The 17888-nt window shown below is 54.7% G+C and carries 13 protein-coding genes; 3 read left to right on the top strand and 10 right to left on the bottom strand.

Features of this window, described 5'->3' with window-relative positions; all coding sequences use genetic code 11:
- Position 1 precedes the first annotated feature (1 nt).
- The 10 genes from KGP16_RS07605 to nagE all read right to left on the bottom strand — a co-directional run bounded on the left by KGP16_RS07605 (position 2) and on the right by nagE (position 14339).
- On the bottom strand, positions 2-1252 hold the full coding sequence (locus KGP16_RS07605) for a beta-ketoacyl-[acyl-carrier-protein] synthase family protein (RefSeq protein ID WP_223501105.1): 1251 nt from the start codon (positions 1250-1252) through the stop codon (positions 2-4).
- Positions 1245-2648, bottom strand: a complete 1404-nt coding sequence (locus tag KGP16_RS07600) for an efflux transporter outer membrane subunit (protein ID WP_371822709.1) — start codon at positions 2646-2648, stop codon at positions 1245-1247. Before KGP16_RS07600 ends, KGP16_RS07605 begins: the two co-directional genes overlap by 8 nt.
- Positions 2648-4603 (bottom strand): ABC transporter permease, encoded by a 1956-nt coding sequence (locus KGP16_RS07595; RefSeq protein ID WP_223501103.1) that lies wholly within the window; start codon positions 4601-4603, stop codon positions 2648-2650. Before KGP16_RS07595 ends, KGP16_RS07600 begins: the two co-directional genes overlap by 1 nt.
- Positions 4596-5747, bottom strand: coding sequence for an efflux RND transporter periplasmic adaptor subunit (locus tag KGP16_RS07590; RefSeq protein ID WP_094982727.1), 1152 nt, complete (start codon positions 5745-5747; stop codon positions 4596-4598). Before KGP16_RS07590 ends, KGP16_RS07595 begins: the two co-directional genes overlap by 8 nt.
- Positions 5748-5755: 8 nt before the next feature.
- On the bottom strand, positions 5756-7894 hold the full coding sequence (locus KGP16_RS07585; protein ID WP_223501102.1) for a peptidase domain-containing ABC transporter: 2139 nt from the start codon (positions 7892-7894) through the stop codon (positions 5756-5758).
- A 24-nt stretch (positions 7895-7918) separates the two neighbouring features.
- A complete protein-coding gene (locus KGP16_RS07580) occupies positions 7919-8866 on the bottom strand; it encodes an ABC transporter (protein ID WP_209523547.1) in 948 nt (315 codons plus the stop codon).
- Positions 8866-9534 carry a thioredoxin domain-containing protein gene (locus KGP16_RS07575; protein WP_094982653.1) on the bottom strand — a complete coding sequence of 223 codons (669 nt, stop codon included), beginning with the start codon at positions 9532-9534 and terminating at the stop codon, positions 8866-8868. The genes KGP16_RS07580 and KGP16_RS07575 overlap by 1 nt, the downstream gene beginning before the upstream one ends.
- 208 nt (positions 9535-9742) lie before the next feature.
- A complete protein-coding gene (locus KGP16_RS07570; RefSeq protein ID WP_021805314.1) occupies positions 9743-9931 on the bottom strand; it encodes a DUF4762 family protein in 189 nt (62 codons plus the stop codon).
- Positions 9932-10448: 517 nt separating this feature from the next.
- Complete coding sequence (gene glnS / locus KGP16_RS07565; RefSeq protein WP_218519701.1) at positions 10449-12113, bottom strand: glutamine--tRNA ligase; 1665 nt, start codon at positions 12111-12113, stop codon at positions 10449-10451.
- Between the two features lie 192 nt (positions 12114-12305).
- Entirely contained in the window at positions 12306-14339 is a 2034-nt protein-coding gene (nagE, locus tag KGP16_RS07560; RefSeq protein WP_037375135.1) for an N-acetylglucosamine-specific PTS transporter subunit IIBC, read from the bottom strand.
- Between the two features lie 336 nt (positions 14340-14675).
- On the opposite strand from nagE, the gene nagB reads away from it, so the two are divergent.
- From nagB to KGP16_RS07545, 3 genes are read left to right on the top strand one after another with little or no spacing between them, the layout of a single operon-like run.
- Complete coding sequence (gene nagB, locus KGP16_RS07555) at positions 14676-15476, top strand: glucosamine-6-phosphate deaminase (RefSeq protein ID WP_021805317.1); 801 nt, start codon at positions 14676-14678, stop codon at positions 15474-15476.
- Positions 15477-15494: 18 nt separating this feature from the next.
- Entirely contained in the window at positions 15495-16634 is a 1140-nt protein-coding gene (gene nagA, locus KGP16_RS07550) for an N-acetylglucosamine-6-phosphate deacetylase (protein WP_115158756.1), read from the top strand.
- A gap of 26 nt (positions 16635-16660) precedes the next feature.
- A complete protein-coding gene (locus KGP16_RS07545) occupies positions 16661-17881 on the top strand; it encodes an N-acetylglucosamine repressor (protein ID WP_223501101.1) in 1221 nt (406 codons plus the stop codon).
- Positions 17882-17888: the final 7 nt, after the last annotated feature.

Genomic DNA, 17888 nt, shown 5'->3' with positions numbered 1-17888 from the left:
CTCATGCCTGCCCAATTACCAAGGCCGCATTGGCACCGCCAAAGCCAAAGCTCAGATTCAGCGTATTTTGTAACGCTGCAGAGCGATGCCCCTCACCGATGTAATCCAGATCGCATTGTGGATCGGCATTCGTCAGGTGACAGGTCGCAGGCATCATCTGATGTTGTATGGCTTGCAGGCAAATAATGGATTCAAAACTGCCCGCCGCCGCAATCAGATGCCCGGAGTAAGATTTGGTGCTGGAAAGCGGTGTGCTAAAAGCGGCTTCACCGAAGGCCAGTTTGATGGCCTGTGTTTCGTTCAGATCGTTGAGCGGCGTAGAAGTGCCATGCGCATTGATATAGTCGATATCCGCCGCCGCCAATCCCGCCTGATCCAATGCTCGCGCGATAGTCTTGACCCGGGCAAGCTTGTCTTCGGCTGGGGCAGTAAAATCGACGGCATCGGAATAATTACCGTAACCTTTGATTTCGCCAAGGATAGTTGCCCCGCGAGCCAGCGCGGCTTCCCGCTCCTCCAGGCACAAAACGGCCGCCCCTTCGGATAGCACAAAACCGTTGCGATCCAGGCTGAACGGGCAGCAGGCCTTGCGGATATCTTCCTGCTCGCTCGCCAACGCACGAAGGATGTCGATGTTCCACACTGCGGCATCGGTACGCAGCGACTCCCCGGCCCCGGCAAGCATCATGGAGGCGCGACCACTGCGGATCACCTCAAAAGCATCACCGATGGCGATCGTCCCGGTCGCACAGGCCGCAATCGGGCTGTTTTGATAACCGCGCAGGCCCCAGAACAGGCTGCACGCCGCCGTAGCCGCATTCGGCATCGACAGGAAACAGCCAAACGGTGACCCCAAACCCGTGCGCAGATAGCCTTCATAATTCATATGGGTTTCATCCTGCCCCGCCCAGCCGCTGCCCATAATCGTGCCGCACTCCAGCAGATCGTAATGGGCCGCCGGGCGGTCGCCCTGAAACGCCATGCCCATAGCCTCACGGGCCGCTGCCAACACCAGCCGGGCAAAACGCGGCAGACGGCGACGGATCGCCGCAGGAACCCCTTTCAAGCTAGGCTCCTCGTCGATCAGCCCCAGAAAACGCGACTGGATCCCGACGCTGGATTTATCGTAATAACGGTAACCTAGCTGATAATCCATGATCGCCGCCCAGCTTTGCGCTGCATTCATTCCCAGCGGCGTCACCGCCCCGTAACCGGTGACCACCACTCGGCGCGGCATTAAACCTTTATTCATGATTTCCCCTTTCCCTGTCATTGTCTTTTGTCACACCGCCGCCCAGTGCCAGCCAGAGTTTCATGGTGGCATTGAGGTAACCGTACTGCAGATCCGCCAGATTATTTTCAATGGTCAGCAGGGCATCTTCTGCATCCAGCAGAGTCTGGAAAGAAACGGCTCCCGCCTGGTATTGGCTAGTCGCCAGCGCTAAACGCTGCTGGCCTAGCTGCAGATTCTGCTGCTGGTTTTTTCTTTGCTGCTGATAGCCAAGCCGCTGCGTCATGGCGTTATCCACATCGGATAAGGCGCTGTAGACCGTGCTGCGAAACACAATCGCCGCCTGCCTGACATCCAGATCCGACTTTTCGATGGTCAGTTGTACGGTGTTCCATTCCACAAACGGTAAGGCAGCGTTAGCGCCCAGTGTTCTGGCCGGGTTACTGAACCACTGCTGGAAAACATGACTGGCAGCCCCGAGTGACGCACTCAGTGAAAGCGTCGGATAAAAGCCTAGGCGGGCCACATCCGAACCCGCCAATGCTGCACGCAGCTGGCTTTCCGCCGCTTTCACATCCGGGCGGCGGGCGATAACCTCAACCGGCAGCATCTTGGCTATCGGTACATCCTGGTGGGTGTCCAGAGAAGATCGCTCTACCTGACGATCGGTGGGCGAACGGTTGAACAGGATGGCCAACGCGTTGCGGGCCTCCTCGCGCTGTTGTTGCAACAGGCGCAGACGGTTTTCACGCTCGATCACCGATTGCTGCGCCTGCAATACATCAAGTTGCCCAGCCGCGCCTGCTGCGTAACGGGACTGCACCATGTCGAGCGTCTGCTTACTGATTTCCAGCCCGGTTTGCTGTTGCGTGATCTGCTGATTGAAGCTGGCGATCTGCCAGTAATAGCGCGCGGTATCACCGATCAATATCAGCGCGGTGTTTTCCCGATCCTGCTCCGAGGCCTCAACCTGCCACTGTGCCTGTTCTCTGGCCCGCGCCAGCTTGCCCCACAAATCCAGTTCATAGCTCAGATCCAGCGAGGTGCGGTAAGACTCCGTCGGGGTGGTATTGCTGCGCAGGTTTTTTTCATTGCTTGCGCCGCCGCTAACCGCCACGTCCGGCGTCAGGTTGGTATTCGTTAACCCCGCAGCCAGCCGCGCCTGCTGTAGCTGCAATCCGGCAATCGCCAGATCGTTGTTACTGGTCAGCACCCGACCAATCAGTGTCGAGAGTTGTGGATCGTCAAAGCTGTCCCACCAGCGTTTGCTGTGCTGTAAATAACCTGCCCCGCTCTCCTGCTGCCGCCATTCGGAGGGCACAGAAAGCATGGGCTGCTGATAGTCACTTTTGACTAATGAGCCACACCCCGTCAGCAATAAGGGGAATAGCAATGTCCAGGAAAGTTTGCCCATCATCATTCGCGTGCCAGCGCCTCCGTAGGGTGAAGGCGCGCTGCATTACGCGCAGGGAAAAAGCCAAACCCAAGGCCGATCAGCGCCGAGAATCCGCAGGCCAGCACCATCGGTGGCCAGGTAAAGATCATGGAAAACTCCTGCGTTACCCAGGAGAAAATCACCCCGGCCAGCCCGGCACCGATAATGCCAATCAGCCCACCCAGCGAGCAGATCACCATCGCTTCGATCAGGAACTGGCGCATAATATCCGCAGGACGCGCCCCAACCGACAGGCGGATGCCGATCTCATGGGTTCGTTCCGTCACGGAGACCAGCATGATATTCATCACGCCAACGCCCCCCACCAGCAGGGAAATTCCGGCGATGGCGGTAATTAGCAGCGTCATGGAATCCGACGCCTTGCGGATGGCCTGCGTCATCTGGTCATTGGTCTGGGTGAAAAAGTCACGCTGGCCATGCGCCTGCTCCAGTAATGCTTCTACCCGGCCTTGCACCTCACGTAATGAAATGCCGTCATTGACCCGCAGGGTTATTGATTCGATCGGCATATTGCCGGACATCCGCTCCAGTAACGCGGTGTATGGCATCCACGCCCCAAGCATCATGCCGCTGAACTTGCCGCCTTTACGCTCGGCAATACCGATCACCCGGTAAGGCGTCCCCGCCAACTGGATGATCTCCCCCTCGGGCAACTCATCTGGCTCAAACAGCGTGGCGCGCAGTTCTGGATCGATGATCACCACCGGCTCACGCTCGTCCAGATCACGCCCGGTAAAGCCGTTGCCGGAGAGGAAATGCAGGCCCTGCACGCGAAAATACGCGTTGCTGATGCCGGAAATCGACACCATGGCCTGCTTGCCTCCACGTACCGCTTTTACCGTATTGCTGACTAACGGCGACACGCTATCGACATAAGTTTGCTCCGCCAGCAGTTCGACATCGGACACCGTGAGCGCCCGCGCAAAATCGGGGCGGAGATTATCCCAGCCCAGCCCCGGCCGGATCTCCAGCGTGCTGGTGCCCAGCTGGCTGATTTCATTGAGAATACTTTGCCTAGCCCCTTCCCCGACCGCCATGGATGACACCACCGAAGAGATACCGATGATGATACCCAGCATCGACAGAAAGGCCCGGGCGCGGTGCCCCAACAGGGCCCGCCAGGCCATCTTGACGGCCTCTTTCACGCTTTGCCAAAACCTTGTACGGCCAGTAGCCACCGCAACCGGCAGCGCTGGCGGGGCCTCCAACGGCGCGACGGCATGATTGGCCTTGTCGGAAATAATCTCACCGTCGCTGATTTCAATGATGCGCTGTGCCTGGTTGGCGATATCACGATCATGGGTCACGATAATCAGAGTGTGTCCTGCCTGGTGCAGCGCGTGCAGGATCCCCATTAACTCCTGGCCGCTGGCACGATCGAGCGCCCCCGTCGGTTCGTCAGCCAGAATGATTTCCGCCCCGTTCATCAGTGCCCGGGCAATACTGACCCGCTGTTGCTGGCCACCGGAAAGCTGGGCCGGTTTGTAATGGATACGCTGCTGCAACCCAAGCCGGGTCAGTAAATACTCGGCCCGTTGCTGACGTTCAGCCGTCGGCATCGCCGTATACAGAGCCGGGATGGCGACGTTTTCAGCGGCGCTGAGGTACGGCATCAGATGATAGCGCTGGAAAATAAATCCAATGTACTGGCTGCGTAATTGAGCCAACTGTTCGCTACTGGCCTGGGGGGTGGAAATACCCTTGATGGACATCTCCCCCTGCGTCGGCTTATCCAGGCAGCCGATAATATTCATCAGCGTGGATTTCCCCGAGCCGGAAGCGCCAATGATCGCCACCATTTCACCCCGCTGAATGGTGAGTGAGATAGCTTTCAACACCGCCACCGTCTGCAATCCGGACACAAAATGGCGGGATACGCCGCGCAGGGCGATCACAGGCTCATTATGTTCAGCCATGATGATCGCTTCCCGTCACCGAGGAGCTCAACACCACGCGATCTCCCTCGTTGAGCCCTTCTTTGACTTCGGCAAACTGCCGGTCATTAAGCCCAATACGGACCCAACGTAGCTCAAGCTGCTTGCCATTCATCACCTGCACCTGATAGCGGTCTGCATCCCGCTGTGCACCAAAGGCGGCAACCGGCACTCGCAGGATATTCCTGGCCTGTTCGGTGATGATAAACACCTGGGCAGTCATTGAGGTTCGTAGCAAACGCTGGGCGTTGGCGATCACAAATACGCCGTTGTAATACACCGCAGAGGCTTGTTGGCTGGAGGACGTCGCGAGGCTGTCGTCCAGCAAGGCCTCGCCAGGCGCTTCCTGGATCGATCCCATCACACTCTCATAGCGCTTTTTCGGATCGGCAACCACGTAAAACCACAGTGGCTGCCCAACGCGAACCTTGAGGATGTCCGTTTCTGAAATACGGGTATGCACTGACATGGTATCGACATCCGCCAACACCAAAATGGTGGGTACGGTTTGAGAAGAGACAATGGTTTGCCCCTCTTTGGTGACAATCCCCAACACTTCACCATCAATCGGCGCGACAATGCGGGTAAAGCCCAGGTTGGCGCGGGCCGTTTCCAGCTCCATCTGCGCTTGAACGATTTGGGCATCATTCACCTTTAGCTGGGCGACCTGCGTCTGGAGCTGGGCCTGGGCTTTCTGCAACTCACTTTTTATGCCGGAGCCTTCGCGATCCATTCTGCGCTGCCGGGTCAGTTCCTGCTGATACTGTTTAAGCATCGCCTGAGTGACCTGTTTCTGCGCCTGCGCGCTTTGTAATGCCGCTTCTGATTTACGCAGCGCATTCTGCTGCAACGTAGGATCAATCTCCGCCAACAGTTGCCCGCGAGTGACGCGATCCCCCTGTTTCACATACAGCTTTTGCAGTTGCCCGTTGACCTGCGCCCCGACGCTGACTTGCAGCAACGGTTTAAGTACCCCGGTAGCCAGCACCGTTTTCTCAATGTCACCACGGGTAATTTCGGCAGTATTGAGGGCACCCTCTGATGTTGGCGTCATGAAATACCAGACAACCGCACCGCTCAATGCGGCCAATGCCAACACCACCATCAGCAACTTCGTCCCTGTCATTTTAATTTTCATGAGTATGCTGCCGCTGTCAGGTCTGGTTGCGATGCGAACAGGGTATCAACCTGCGCCATCCCCCCATTGTCCATGCGATAAACCCGATCAAACATCGACAGCACGCTTTCGCTGTGTGTCACGGTGATCAGCGTTTTGTGCTGTTCACGGCAATGGGCAAGCAAGGTCGTCATCACCTGATGCGCCGTATTTTCATCCAGGTTGGCCGTGGGTTCATCCAGCACCAGCACCGGGCAGTTGCTGTACATTGCCCGTGCCAGCAACAGGCGTTGGCGCTGCCCCAGGGATAACCCGGCATGGCTTTCACGGATCAGGGCGTTGAGGCCACCCGGCAGTTTTTCTACTACCGAGTGCAGATTCAGCCCTTCGAGGGAACGTTTAATCCGCTGGTGTTGATGCTCATCCACGTTCTCATCAAACAGCGTGATGTTCTCTAGCACCGAGGCATTGAACAGAATATCTTCCTGACTTTGCAGGAAGAACAAGGTGTGTAGCTGCCGATAATCGACCGGTTGACCATCGACCACCACCTCACCTTGCTGCGGAGCCATCAGGCCGGTCATCACTTTCAGCAGCGTGCTTTTGCCCGTCCCCGACTCACCGACAATGGCAATCCGTTGGCCGGGTTGCAGCGATATCGACAAATCATGCAGCACCGGCAACTGGGCATCGTAGGCAAAGACAATATGGCGAAAACTCAACCGAGAGCTGAACTGCGGGAGCGTTTTAGGTGCCGCTTCATGCTCAGAACTGGAAGGAAACAGATCCCGCGCACGGGTATCAATGACGTGCAGCTGGTTCTTTTGCAAAATGGCGTAGAATATTTTGGTGATATACGAGGTGAAAATCTCCCGCACAAAACTGTAGGCAAAAAACTCCCCCAGCGTCAGGATCCCCTTTTTCAACAATGGCAACGCCAGCAGCATGAAAAACACCATCTCCAGGCTGCCGATCAGCTGATACAGGCTGCTTTTGACCTGCTCATAGATCCTCTGCTGCTGCTGGCAGGTAAACAGAGACAGCGCGTAGCGGGCAAACACGCTTTTGCGCTGGCTGTCCAGCCCAGCGGATTTGATGGTGGAAAAACCCTGAATGCTTTCCAGAATAAAATCGCTTTGCTCCGCCGTTTTTACCTGCAACTGCTGGGTGTAATAGCGATCGCGATAGATGGCCCAGATGCTGATCAATCCCATTAGCGTCACGCCAACGCCAGAGACCATCGCCAGCAGCGGGCTCATGTAACACATAACGCCTAACGCGATAGCGCCGATAATCCAATCGGTACGCAGGCCGTTATCCAGCTCGATCTTGATACCGGACGCCAGCTGCCAGTTGGAAAAGCGGCTGAACACGTCGCCCGGTGCGCGTTTGGCAAAGAAGTTGAGCGAATTACCGAGTAACCGCGAGAAACCGGCAACGCTGTTGACCACCACAAAGCGTTTGATAAACCGCTCCGTAACCCAACGCACGGCGAAGGCCAGCAGGGTAGAAACGAAAAACGCCAGCAGGAAATAGAAATACGGGAAGTCGGCGTCACCCGCCGAGGAGTAAACCTGATTGATGGCGCTGCCTACCATCGTCGGCATGATGAACAGGGTTAAGGAAATCAAAAAGGCCAGCACCATCAGCCGATAGATACCCGGCATTCTGGCGGTCTCTTTCAGGCTCATGCACTCCAGGGCTTTAAAACTCGTACTGCGCTTTTTATCAGCCTGTGCCTTTGGGTCGGGTTGTCTTTCACTGTCCAGCACCAGCGCGTAGCCGCTGATTTCCAGTTTTAATGCATCGATGGGCAACAGCTGCTGGCCTATCGCCGGGTTCATCACACAAACATAGTTGCCTTGGCGGTACGCCAACAGCACATAGTGGCTGGCACCGTAGTGTAAAATGGCAGGCAACGGCAGCTCCGCCAGCTCACCATGGTCGAAAATCACCGGGTAAGCGGGTATGGCCAGCTCAGAGAGAATGGTACATAACGTGGTCAACGAGGTGCCATGCTGCGACGCTGGATAGCGTTCACGCAAGTTCTCCAGCGGGGCATCGATGCCCTGCGTCTGCGCCAGCATGGCGATGCAGGCCAACCCACACTCATTGGTTTCACCTTGAAAAACCTGCGTCGGGATTATCTTTTCCATGATCTGACTTCTTCAATTTCCAGATTATTCATTGATAAAAAATAACGAATGCGAGTGCCATAACAGCCAGTCTTCAGGATGCCGAGCTATCGACGCTTCAATGATTTCCGGCAGCCTGGCCTTCAGGCTGCGAGCCTGCACCGGTGGCTCAATATGGATTTTGAGTTCCTGGTCGTAATACAGGTAATAAAAAACCACCTGCGCCGATAACGCCCGGGCAATGCGTATCACTCCGCTGTGCAGATTGGCAGGGCGATCAAAAAGCCGACAAGGTAGTTTTGCCGTTGCCGCCGTATTGGCATTGACGGTGTAATCAGGGGTGATATCAGGGAAGATCATGATGTTGCGCCGATGATCCGCGGCCTCCATGATCGCCGCCATCAGGTTGCCGGCAATTTCCCGGCTATCGTCATGGATCGAACAATAAGCAAGATTGACCTTCCCTAGCTGGCGGACTTGTTCCTGATAGATTTCCACACTACTGGAAACGATCACCGTTGCCTGACCAGGGAAAGCCGCGCCCCCAACCATCCCGGCCAACACATCGGAAACCATATGCAACGGAGCTAGCACCACCGGCGAACCGGCTTGATGCAAAGGCTCCACCACGGCATTCAACTGCGCTTTACAACGCTCCATCTGAGCCTGTATCTGTGGGCTTTGCCCATAGGTAGCGGCCAGATCCAATAGCCGCCGACGATAGCTCATCCCGGCAAAATCCAATTTACGGCCATCGCCAAGCAAGCACTGCTTATTGGCGGCGGCCACAAAAGCACGCCTACGCTCCCCTCGGTCTCCCAGCCGCAACCTTCTGCCCCACGCCGCCAGCACAAGAAACCAACGATAATCACCGTGCTGCAATAACCAACAGACGGCACCTCTCTGTGCTTTGCGCAAGGGCGCCAGACTACGCATCAGCGTTGCCAGGCTATTTCGCCATGCCAGATAGGCCCACACAGCAAAGAAACGCATTAGGGCTCCAGCGGCTTGTCATGCTGTAACAACGACAACAAGTGGTCAGCAAACTCGGGGAACTCACGATCCTGCAGTGCCAACCATTTCCTGTTGACGATAAAGCTCGGCGTTGCATCTATGTTGTAATAGCGGGAGACTTCGGTCATATAGCTCAGCAAGGCTTTCACCTGCGGGGTCTGGCTAACACGGGCGTACTCCTCGAGATCGATATTTTGCTCCTGCAGCCAGATATCACGATTTTTAGGGTTACTCAGATCGACCTTGTCCCGGATAATTGCGTCATAGGCGCTTTGACGGTGCTGCGGTTCAATGCCCATTACCGTTAACGTCGCAAACAACGAGGAAAAACTGGCCAAACCATTCATCTGCTCGTTATTGATATGCAAACGGACCAACTTGCTCCCGGCAGGCATCCGCGCTTCCAGCTTATCCAGGTTTTCTTCATTCAGGGCGCAGTAGTGGCAGCCATAAGAGAAGAGTTCGATAAGGGTATTGCCTTCTTTGATCGGACTATTATTAACCTTATTATTATCGAAAGCGATCAGGCTTTGCTGATCGTCATTAGTATTCAATACAAAATAGTGAAAATAGGCTGTCGTCATAAGTGATGAAACAATAATAACCACTAACGTATACAGGGTAATAAACAGAGGGGTTCTGAACATAAAAACTCGTCCTAAAAAGGCCTGCTAATTAGCTTTATCGTTGCGAAACAGGCTGACACGAAAAAGTCGCATCAGCACTGAAGTAAACGCTGAATAAGGGTCCACGTTATCCGCCCTTACTGGACACAGGCTTGAGCGTAACTCGGACTCAATACCCCTCTATTCAAGGGTAGTAAGGACGGTGGCAGCAGGAAACCTTTACTCAGTATTACTGCTCAATAATACCGCAATTGGCCAGCGCAGTAGGTTTAGAGTCCTGGCTGATGACTTTACCGGTTTTGTCGGTACAGGTTGTTACCATATTGCACTTGAAACCAGAGGCGACATATTTGGTCGTACAGGTTTTACAGGTACCGCCGACGATTGAGTTGGCTTGAGAAACAGTAAGCTTTTTCACAACATAATCCTTATATAGTGAGTATAAATCAGCCTTGGCATTATCTATCTTGATAGAAAATAACCATGCTTAGTATAAAGACACAATAAAATATGCCTTTATTAAAGCATGCTGATTATTATTTACCACCCTGTATTTCGGGCAAGAATAGCCGATCAACAAACGCAGATCAATGAATTTATGGCTAATACGCAGAGCGCCAAAATATAAGTATAAGTGGTCGCAACCTTTCGTTATTTCGATATTTAGTAATAGGAATAAGCCAAGGTGAGAGACTCAAAATTTACGCAAAATAAAATGCAGGCCAGATAAATCCCGCGAGTTTATTACCCTGATTTTATTATGGGCGTAGAGTGACAGTTAACAGCACGCAGGCCAAATGACCAAAATCATGGACAGTCAGCGGGAAGGGAAACAACTTGAGGATAGCATTCAAAGCAAAACAGAAGATGTCTCTTGACCAGAAGATCCGATCAAGAGACAAACAGGCAAGGAAACACGCTAGGCTTGGCTAAGCTTAAGCGCCAATCTTGGCCCAGGTATCACGCAGGCCTACAGTGCGGTTAAACACCAAGCGATCGGCCGTAGAATGGCGGCTGTCGGCGCAGAAATAGCCTTCACGCTCGAACTGGTAGGCTTTCTCCGGCTGGGCAGCTGCCAGGCTTGGCTCAACAAAGCCTTGCTTGATAATCAGCGATTCCGGGTTGATGGTGGCGAGGAAGTCCTCTGCCGCCGCCGGGTTAGCCACGCTGAACAGACGATCGTACAGGCGAATTTCTGCCGGTAAGGCGTGTGCAGCAGACACCCAGTGGATCACGCCTTTCACCTTGCGGCCATCGGCAGGATCTTTGCTCAGCGTATCGGGATCGTAGGTGCAGAAAATGGCGGTGATTTCACCCTCTGCATCCTTCTCTACGCGTTCAGCCTTGATCACATACGCATTGCGCAGGCGCACTTCTTTGCCCAGCACCAGACGTTTGTACTGCTTGTTGGCTTCTTCACGGAAGTCTGCACGATCGATATACACTTCGCGGCTGAACGGCACTTCACGGCTGCCCATTTCCGGCTGGTTCGGGTGATTAGGCATGGTCACCATTTCCACGTCTTGCGACATGTTCTCGATGATCACCTTCACCGGATCCAGCACGGCCATGGCGCGCGGTGCGTGCTCATTCAGATCGTCACGAATACAGGACTCCAGCGCCATCATCTCGACGTTATTATCCTGTTTGGTGACGCCGATACGCTGGCAGAACTCGCGAATAGAGGCGGCCGTATAGCCACGACGACGCAGGCCGGACACGGTTGGCATACGTGGGTCATCCCAGCCTTCAACGATCTTCTCGGTCACCAGCTGGCTCAGCTTACGCTTGGACATGATGGCGTATTCGAGATTCAGGCGTGAGAACTCGTACTGACGCGGATGGCAAGGGATGGTGATGTTATCCAGCACCCAGTCGTACAGACGGCGGTTATCCTGGAACTCCAGGGTACACAGCGAATGGGTGATCCCTTCCAGCGCATCGGAAATGCAGTGGGTGAAATCGTACATCGGGTAGATGCACCATTTGTTCCCGGTCTGGTGGTGTTCCGCAAACTTGATGCGGTAGATCACCGGATCGCGCATCACGATAAACGGCGAGGCCATATCGATCTTGGCGCGCAGGCAAGCGGTACCCTCGGCAAACTCGCCGTTACGCATCTTCTCAAACAGCGCCAGGTTCTCTTCAACCGTGCGGGTACGGTACGGGCTGTCTTTGCCCGGAGCCGTGAGCGAGCCACGGTATTCACGGATTTGCTCGGGAGAAAGCTCGTCAACATAGGCTAGGCCTTTGTTGATCAGCTCAACCGCATACTGGTGCAGTTGATCGAAATAGTCCGAGGAATAACGAACGTCGCCGCTCCAGGTAAAGCCTAACCACTCCACATCGTGCTTGATGGAGTCGACAAATTCGATGTCTTCTTTTACCGGGTTGGTGTCATCGAAACGCAGGTTACATTGGCCCTGATAATCCTTGGCGATGCCAAAGTTCAGGCAAATGGACTTGGCATGGCCGATATGCAGATAGCCATTAGGCTCCGGTGGGAAACGTGTATGAACCGACGTATGCTTCCCTGATGCCAGATCTTCATCAATGATCTGACGGATAAAATTGGTTGGGCGGGCTTCTGCCTCACTCATGTCACTATTCCTCAAATGCAAAGCGCTACACATATAACCTTCTATGTTCCAATAAGCCGCGCCCAGAAACAACCGTTATTCGTCAAGTTCCCGTGCTGCAAAAACAAAAAAAGCGGGAAAAGATCGCTCTTTTCCCGCTGATACTGCTTACCGCCCGTTTAACGCCCGGGCGGAGCCAGGATTAAACCCAACTTATTTCTGGATCTCAAACAACTTGGTTTGACCAGCAACCACATTGCCGGTTGCCAGCGCCGTCAGGCCAGCATAGTCGTCAGCATTGCTGACCACTACCGGGCTGATCATCGAGCGCGCGTTGGCGTTCAGGTATTCCAGATCCATTTCCAGGATAGGTTGGCCTGCTTTCACCTCAGCACCCTCTTCCACCAGGCGTTTGAAGCCCTGACCGTTCAGCGCCACGGTGTCGATACCCATGTGCACGACGATCTCCGCGCCCTTGTCTGTTTCCAGGCAGAAAGCGTGGTTGGTGTTGAAGATCTTCACCACGGTGCCATCAGCTGGCGCCACGACGGTTTTATCGGTTGGGCGAATAGCCACACCGTCACCGACCGCTTTGCTGGCGAAGGCTTCGTCCGGCACCTGATCCAGAGCCACCACTTCACCGGTTACCGGCGCCACCAGCGCTTCCAACACGGTTTTAGCAACGTTAGGAACGGCCTGCGGTTTAACTTCTGCCGCAGCGGCTGCGGCGGCTGGAGCAGAGGCTGCCGCTACCGGGCCTGCTGCAATCACTTTAGTCATCGCACTGGCAATCAGTTCGGCACGAGTCCCGACAATCACCTGCACGCTTTGCTTGTTCAGACGGATCACGCCAGAAGCACCCAGGCGTTTAGCCAGAGCATCGTTCACCAACGCAGAATCTTTGACGTTCAAACGCAGACGGGTGATACAGGCATCAATCCCGGTCAGGTTGTCAGAACCCCCGATGGCGCTCACATAGCGACGAGCCAGGGTAGTGGTTTCATCCTCGTTCTTACCCGCAGCGGTATCCACGTCATAACCGTCGGTTTCGTCACCGGCAACCGCCAGTTCACGGCCTGGGGTCATCAGGTTGAATTTTTTGATGGTGAAGCGGAACACCACGTAGTAAATAGCGAAGAACACCAGGCCTTGCGGGATCAGCATGTACCAGTGAGTCGCCAGTGGGTTACGCGTTGACAACGCCATATCCACCAGACCGGCACTGAAGCCAAAACCGGCAATCCACTGCATGCTGGCCGCGATGAACACGGAGATACCGGTCAGAATGGCGTGGATCACATACAGCACAGGCGCAACGAACATGAAGGAGAATTCCAGCGGCTCGGTGATCCCGGTGAAGAAGGCAGCAAACGCCCCCGCCATCATGATACCCAACACTTTCGCTTTGTTCTCAGGACGCGCGCAGTGGTAGATGGCCAGTGCTGCACCAGGCAGACCGAACATCATGATTGGGAAGAAGCCTGCCTGGTAACGGCCGGTGATACCGACAGTCGCTTTACCCGCTTCGATAGACTGCGAGCCACCCAGGAAGTTAGGAATATCGTTAATACCAGCAACGTCAAACCAGAATACCGAGTTCAGCGCATGGTGCAGACCGACCGGAATCAACAGACGGTTGAAGAAGGCGTAGATACCGGCACCGGCAGAGCCGAGCTTTTGGATCTGCTCACCGAAGCTGACCAGACCGTTGAACACCACCGGCCAGATGTACATCAGGATGAAGGCAACCAGGATCATCAGGAAGGAGATCAGGATTGGCACCAGACGGCGGCCGCTGAAGAATGACAGCGCTTTCGGCAGTTCAACACCGCTGAAACGGTTGTAGACTTCGGCAGAAATGATACCCACCAGGATACCCACGAACTGGTTCTCGATTTTGCCAAAGGCGGCTGGAACCTGATCGAGAGGGATCTTCTGAATCATTGACACGGCGGCAGGTGAACACAGCGTGGTCACTACCAGGAAGCCGACAAAACCGGTCAGTGCAGCAGCACCGTCTTTGTCTTTGGACATACCGTAAGCCACACCAATGGCGAACAGGACCGACATATGATCGATAATGGCCGCACCAGATTTGATGAACAAGGCTGCCAGAGCATTGTCCCCACCCCAGCTAACCGGGTCAATCCAGTAGCCGACACCCATCAGGATGGCCGCGGCAGGCAGTGTGGCTACCGGAACCATCAAGGCCCGACCCACCTTTTGTAAATAACTAAGAATGTTCACCTTTTCCCCCTATTCGTCCGATGCCGGACCCTATTGGCAGTTTATTGAGATAACTCACTACCTTTTTAGAAATAACGTTTGGCACGTATCACTCATGCGGAGTGTAAAAAAATTATTTCGTATCGCAAATTAAAACCTCCTTTTTTGTGACAAATGTCACCAAAAAGTAGTGTTAAACTGCCACATTGCTAGCCATCGCACAAAACTTATTTTATCATTCAAAAAATCAACGAGCAGTAATCCCGAATACCCGCTTCACAAAGCTGAGTTACGCTTTAAGCTACGGTTGTTGCCCGTACCAGTATAGACACAGTTTATTCTACCTAGAGGTGTACGATGAGACTTATCCCACTACAAGACACTACTCAAGTCGGCAAATGGGCCGCACGCCATATCGTTCAGCGTATCAACGCCTTCAAACCGACCGCAGATCGCCCGTTCGTCCTTGGCCTGCCAACCGGCGGCACCCCGCTGGAAGCCTACAAACACCTGATCGCGATGCACAAAGCCGGTGAAGTCAGCTTCAAGCACGTCGTGACCTTCAACATGGACGAGTATGTTGGCCTGCCGCAGGAACACCCGGAAAGCTACCACACCTTCATGTACCGTAACTTCTTCGACCACGTTGATATCCCACGTGAAAATATCAACCTGCTGAACGGCAACGCACCAGACGTTGACGAAGAGTGCCGTCAGTACGAAGCCAAGATGAAATCCTACGGTAAAGTTAACCTGTTCATGGGCGGCGTGGGCTTCGATGGCCACATTGCGTTCAACGAACCAGCGTCTTCTCTGGCTTCACGCACCCGTATCAAAACGCTGACCGAAGAAACCCGCATCGCCAACTCCCGCTTCTTCGACGGTGACGTGAGCCAGGTGCCAAAATATGCCCTGACCGTCGGCGTGGGTACCCTGCTGGATGCGGAAGAAGTGATGATCCTGGTCACTGGCCGTGGCAAGGCACAAGCGCTGGAAGCCGCAGTGGAAGGCAGCATCAACCACCTGTGGACCATCAGTTGCCTGCAGCTGCATGCCAAAGCCGTGGTGGTTTGTGACGAACCGTCCACCATGGAACTGAAGGTGAAAACCGTTAAGTATTTCCGCGAGTTGGAAGCGGAAAGCGTTAATAGTCTTTAATTTTTTGCAGGGGGCTACATGTTCGCTTTAACCCAATGCCGGATTTTTACCGGCCACGACGTGCTTGATGACCATGCGGTAGTGATTGCTGATGGCCTGATTGAACGAGTCTGCCCACTGGCCGAGCTGCCAGCAGGCATCGAAATGCGCGATCTGGGTGGCGCCATCCTAGCCCCCGGTTTTATCGACGTGCAGCTTAACGGCTGCGGCGGCGTGCAATTTAACGACTCACTGGAAGCCATCTCGGAAACCACGCTGGAAATCATGCAGCATGCCAACGAGAAATCCGGCTGTACCAGCTATCTGCCAACGCTGATCACCTGCAGCGACGATTATATGAAGCACGGCATCAACGTGATGCGCGCTTATCTGAAGAATCATCCCAATCAGGCCCTTGGCCTGCATCTGGAAGGGCCGTACCTGAGCCTGGAGAAGAAAGGTACCCACAACCCGGCGTTTATCCGCAAGCCTACCAGCGAGATGATTGACTACCTGTGTGCCAATGCCGACGTGATCAGCAAAGTGACCCTGGCGCCAGAAATGGTGGAACCACACTTTATCAAACAGCTGAGCGACGCCGGGATCGTGGTGTCCGCAGGCCACTCCAACGCCACTTACGATCAGGCACGCGTGGGTTTCGCCGCAGGCATTACCTTCGCCACCCATCTGTACAATGCCATGCCGTACATCAGTGGCCGCGAGCCGGGCCTGATGGGCGCGATCTTCGACACGCCAGAAGTGTATACCGGCATCATTGCCGATGGGCACCACGTGGCCTGGGCGAGTATCCGTAACGCCAAGCGGGTAAAAGGTGATAAATTGGTGCTGGTCACCGATGCTACTGCACCAGCAGGCGCGGATATCGATCAGTTTATTTTCGCGGGTAAAACCATTTATTATCGTGACGGCCTGTGCGTTGACGAAAACGGCACACTGAGCGGTTCCGCACTGACCATGATCGAAGCGGTGCAGAACAGCGTAGAGCATGTCGGTATCGCACTGGACGAAGCGCTGCGTATGGCAACGCTCTACCCGGCGCGCGCTATCGGTGTCGAACAACGTTTAGGCACCATCGAAGCTGGCAAGGTCGCTAACCTGACCGCCTTTACCCGTGATTACCAAATCACCAAGACCCTCGTTAACGGCAACGAGGTTTAATCCATGAACAGCGAGTAGAATTATTGATGAGCACTGGCGGACAAGCACAAATAGGGAATGTTGACTTAGTTAAGCAACTTAATGGCGCAGCAGTGTATCGCCTGATCGACCAGCAAGGCCCGATCTCGCGCATTCAGATTGCCGAACTCAGCCAGCTAGCCCCCGCCAGCGTCACTAAAATTACTCGCCAACTGTTGGAGCGCGGGCTGATCAAAGAGGTCGATCAGCAAGCCTCCACCGGTGGCCGCCGTGCCATTTCCATTGTCAGTGAAACCCGCAATTTCCACACCGTTGCCATCCGCCTGGGCCGCCATGATGCCACCATCACCCTGTACGATATGGGCGGTAAGTCGCTCGGCGAGGAGCACTACCCTCTGCCGGAACGCACCCAGGAGACACTGGAAAACGCACTGCTCAACGCCATTGCGCAGTTTATCGAAAGCTACCAGCGCAAACTGCGCGAACTGATCGCCATTGCCGTGATCCTGCCCGGCCTGGTCGATCCGGCTTTAGGTGTAGTGCGCTATATGCCGCACATCAGCGTCGATAACTGGGCGTTGGTCGAAAGTCTGCAGCAACGCTTCAACGTCACCAGTTTTGTCGGCCACGATATCCGCAGCCTGGCCTTGGCGGAGCACTACTTCGGGGCTACCCGGGATTGTGAAGACTCCATTCTGGTGCGCCTGCACCGGGGCACCGGGGCCGGGATCATCGTCAACGGCAAAATCTTCCTCGGCAATAACGGCAACGTGGGGGAGATTGGTCATATTCAAATCGATCCCCTCGGCGAGCGCTGCCACTGCGGTAACTTCGGCTGCCTGGAAACCGTGGCAGCCAACGCTGCTATCGAACAACGCGTACGCCACCTGCTGAGTCAGGGCTACCCAAGCAAAATGACGCTGGAAGACTGTAGCATTGCCGCCATCTGCAAAGCCGCCAATCGCGGAGATTTGCTGGCCAGCGAAGTGATCGAACACGTTGGCCGCTATCTGGGCAAGGCGGTAGCCATCGCCATCAACCTGTTCAACCCGCAAAAAGTGGTGATCGCCGGTGAAATCACCGAAGCGGACAAAGTGCTGTTACCCGCCATCCAAAGCTGCATCAACACCCAGGTGCTGAAGGATTTCCGCAGAAACCTGCCGGTGGTCACTTCCGAACTCAATCATCGTTCAGCGATCGGCGCTTTTGCCCTGGCAAAACGAGCAATGCTCAACGGTGTACTTCTCCAACGGCTGTTAGAAAGTTAAACTGCCT

The sequence above is a fragment of the Serratia sp. JSRIV006 genome, from assembly GCF_019968685.1.
Classification (GTDB): Bacteria; Pseudomonadota; Gammaproteobacteria; order Enterobacterales; family Enterobacteriaceae; genus Chania; species Chania fonticola_B.
This window is presented reverse-complemented; position numbering and strand designations above follow the sequence as displayed.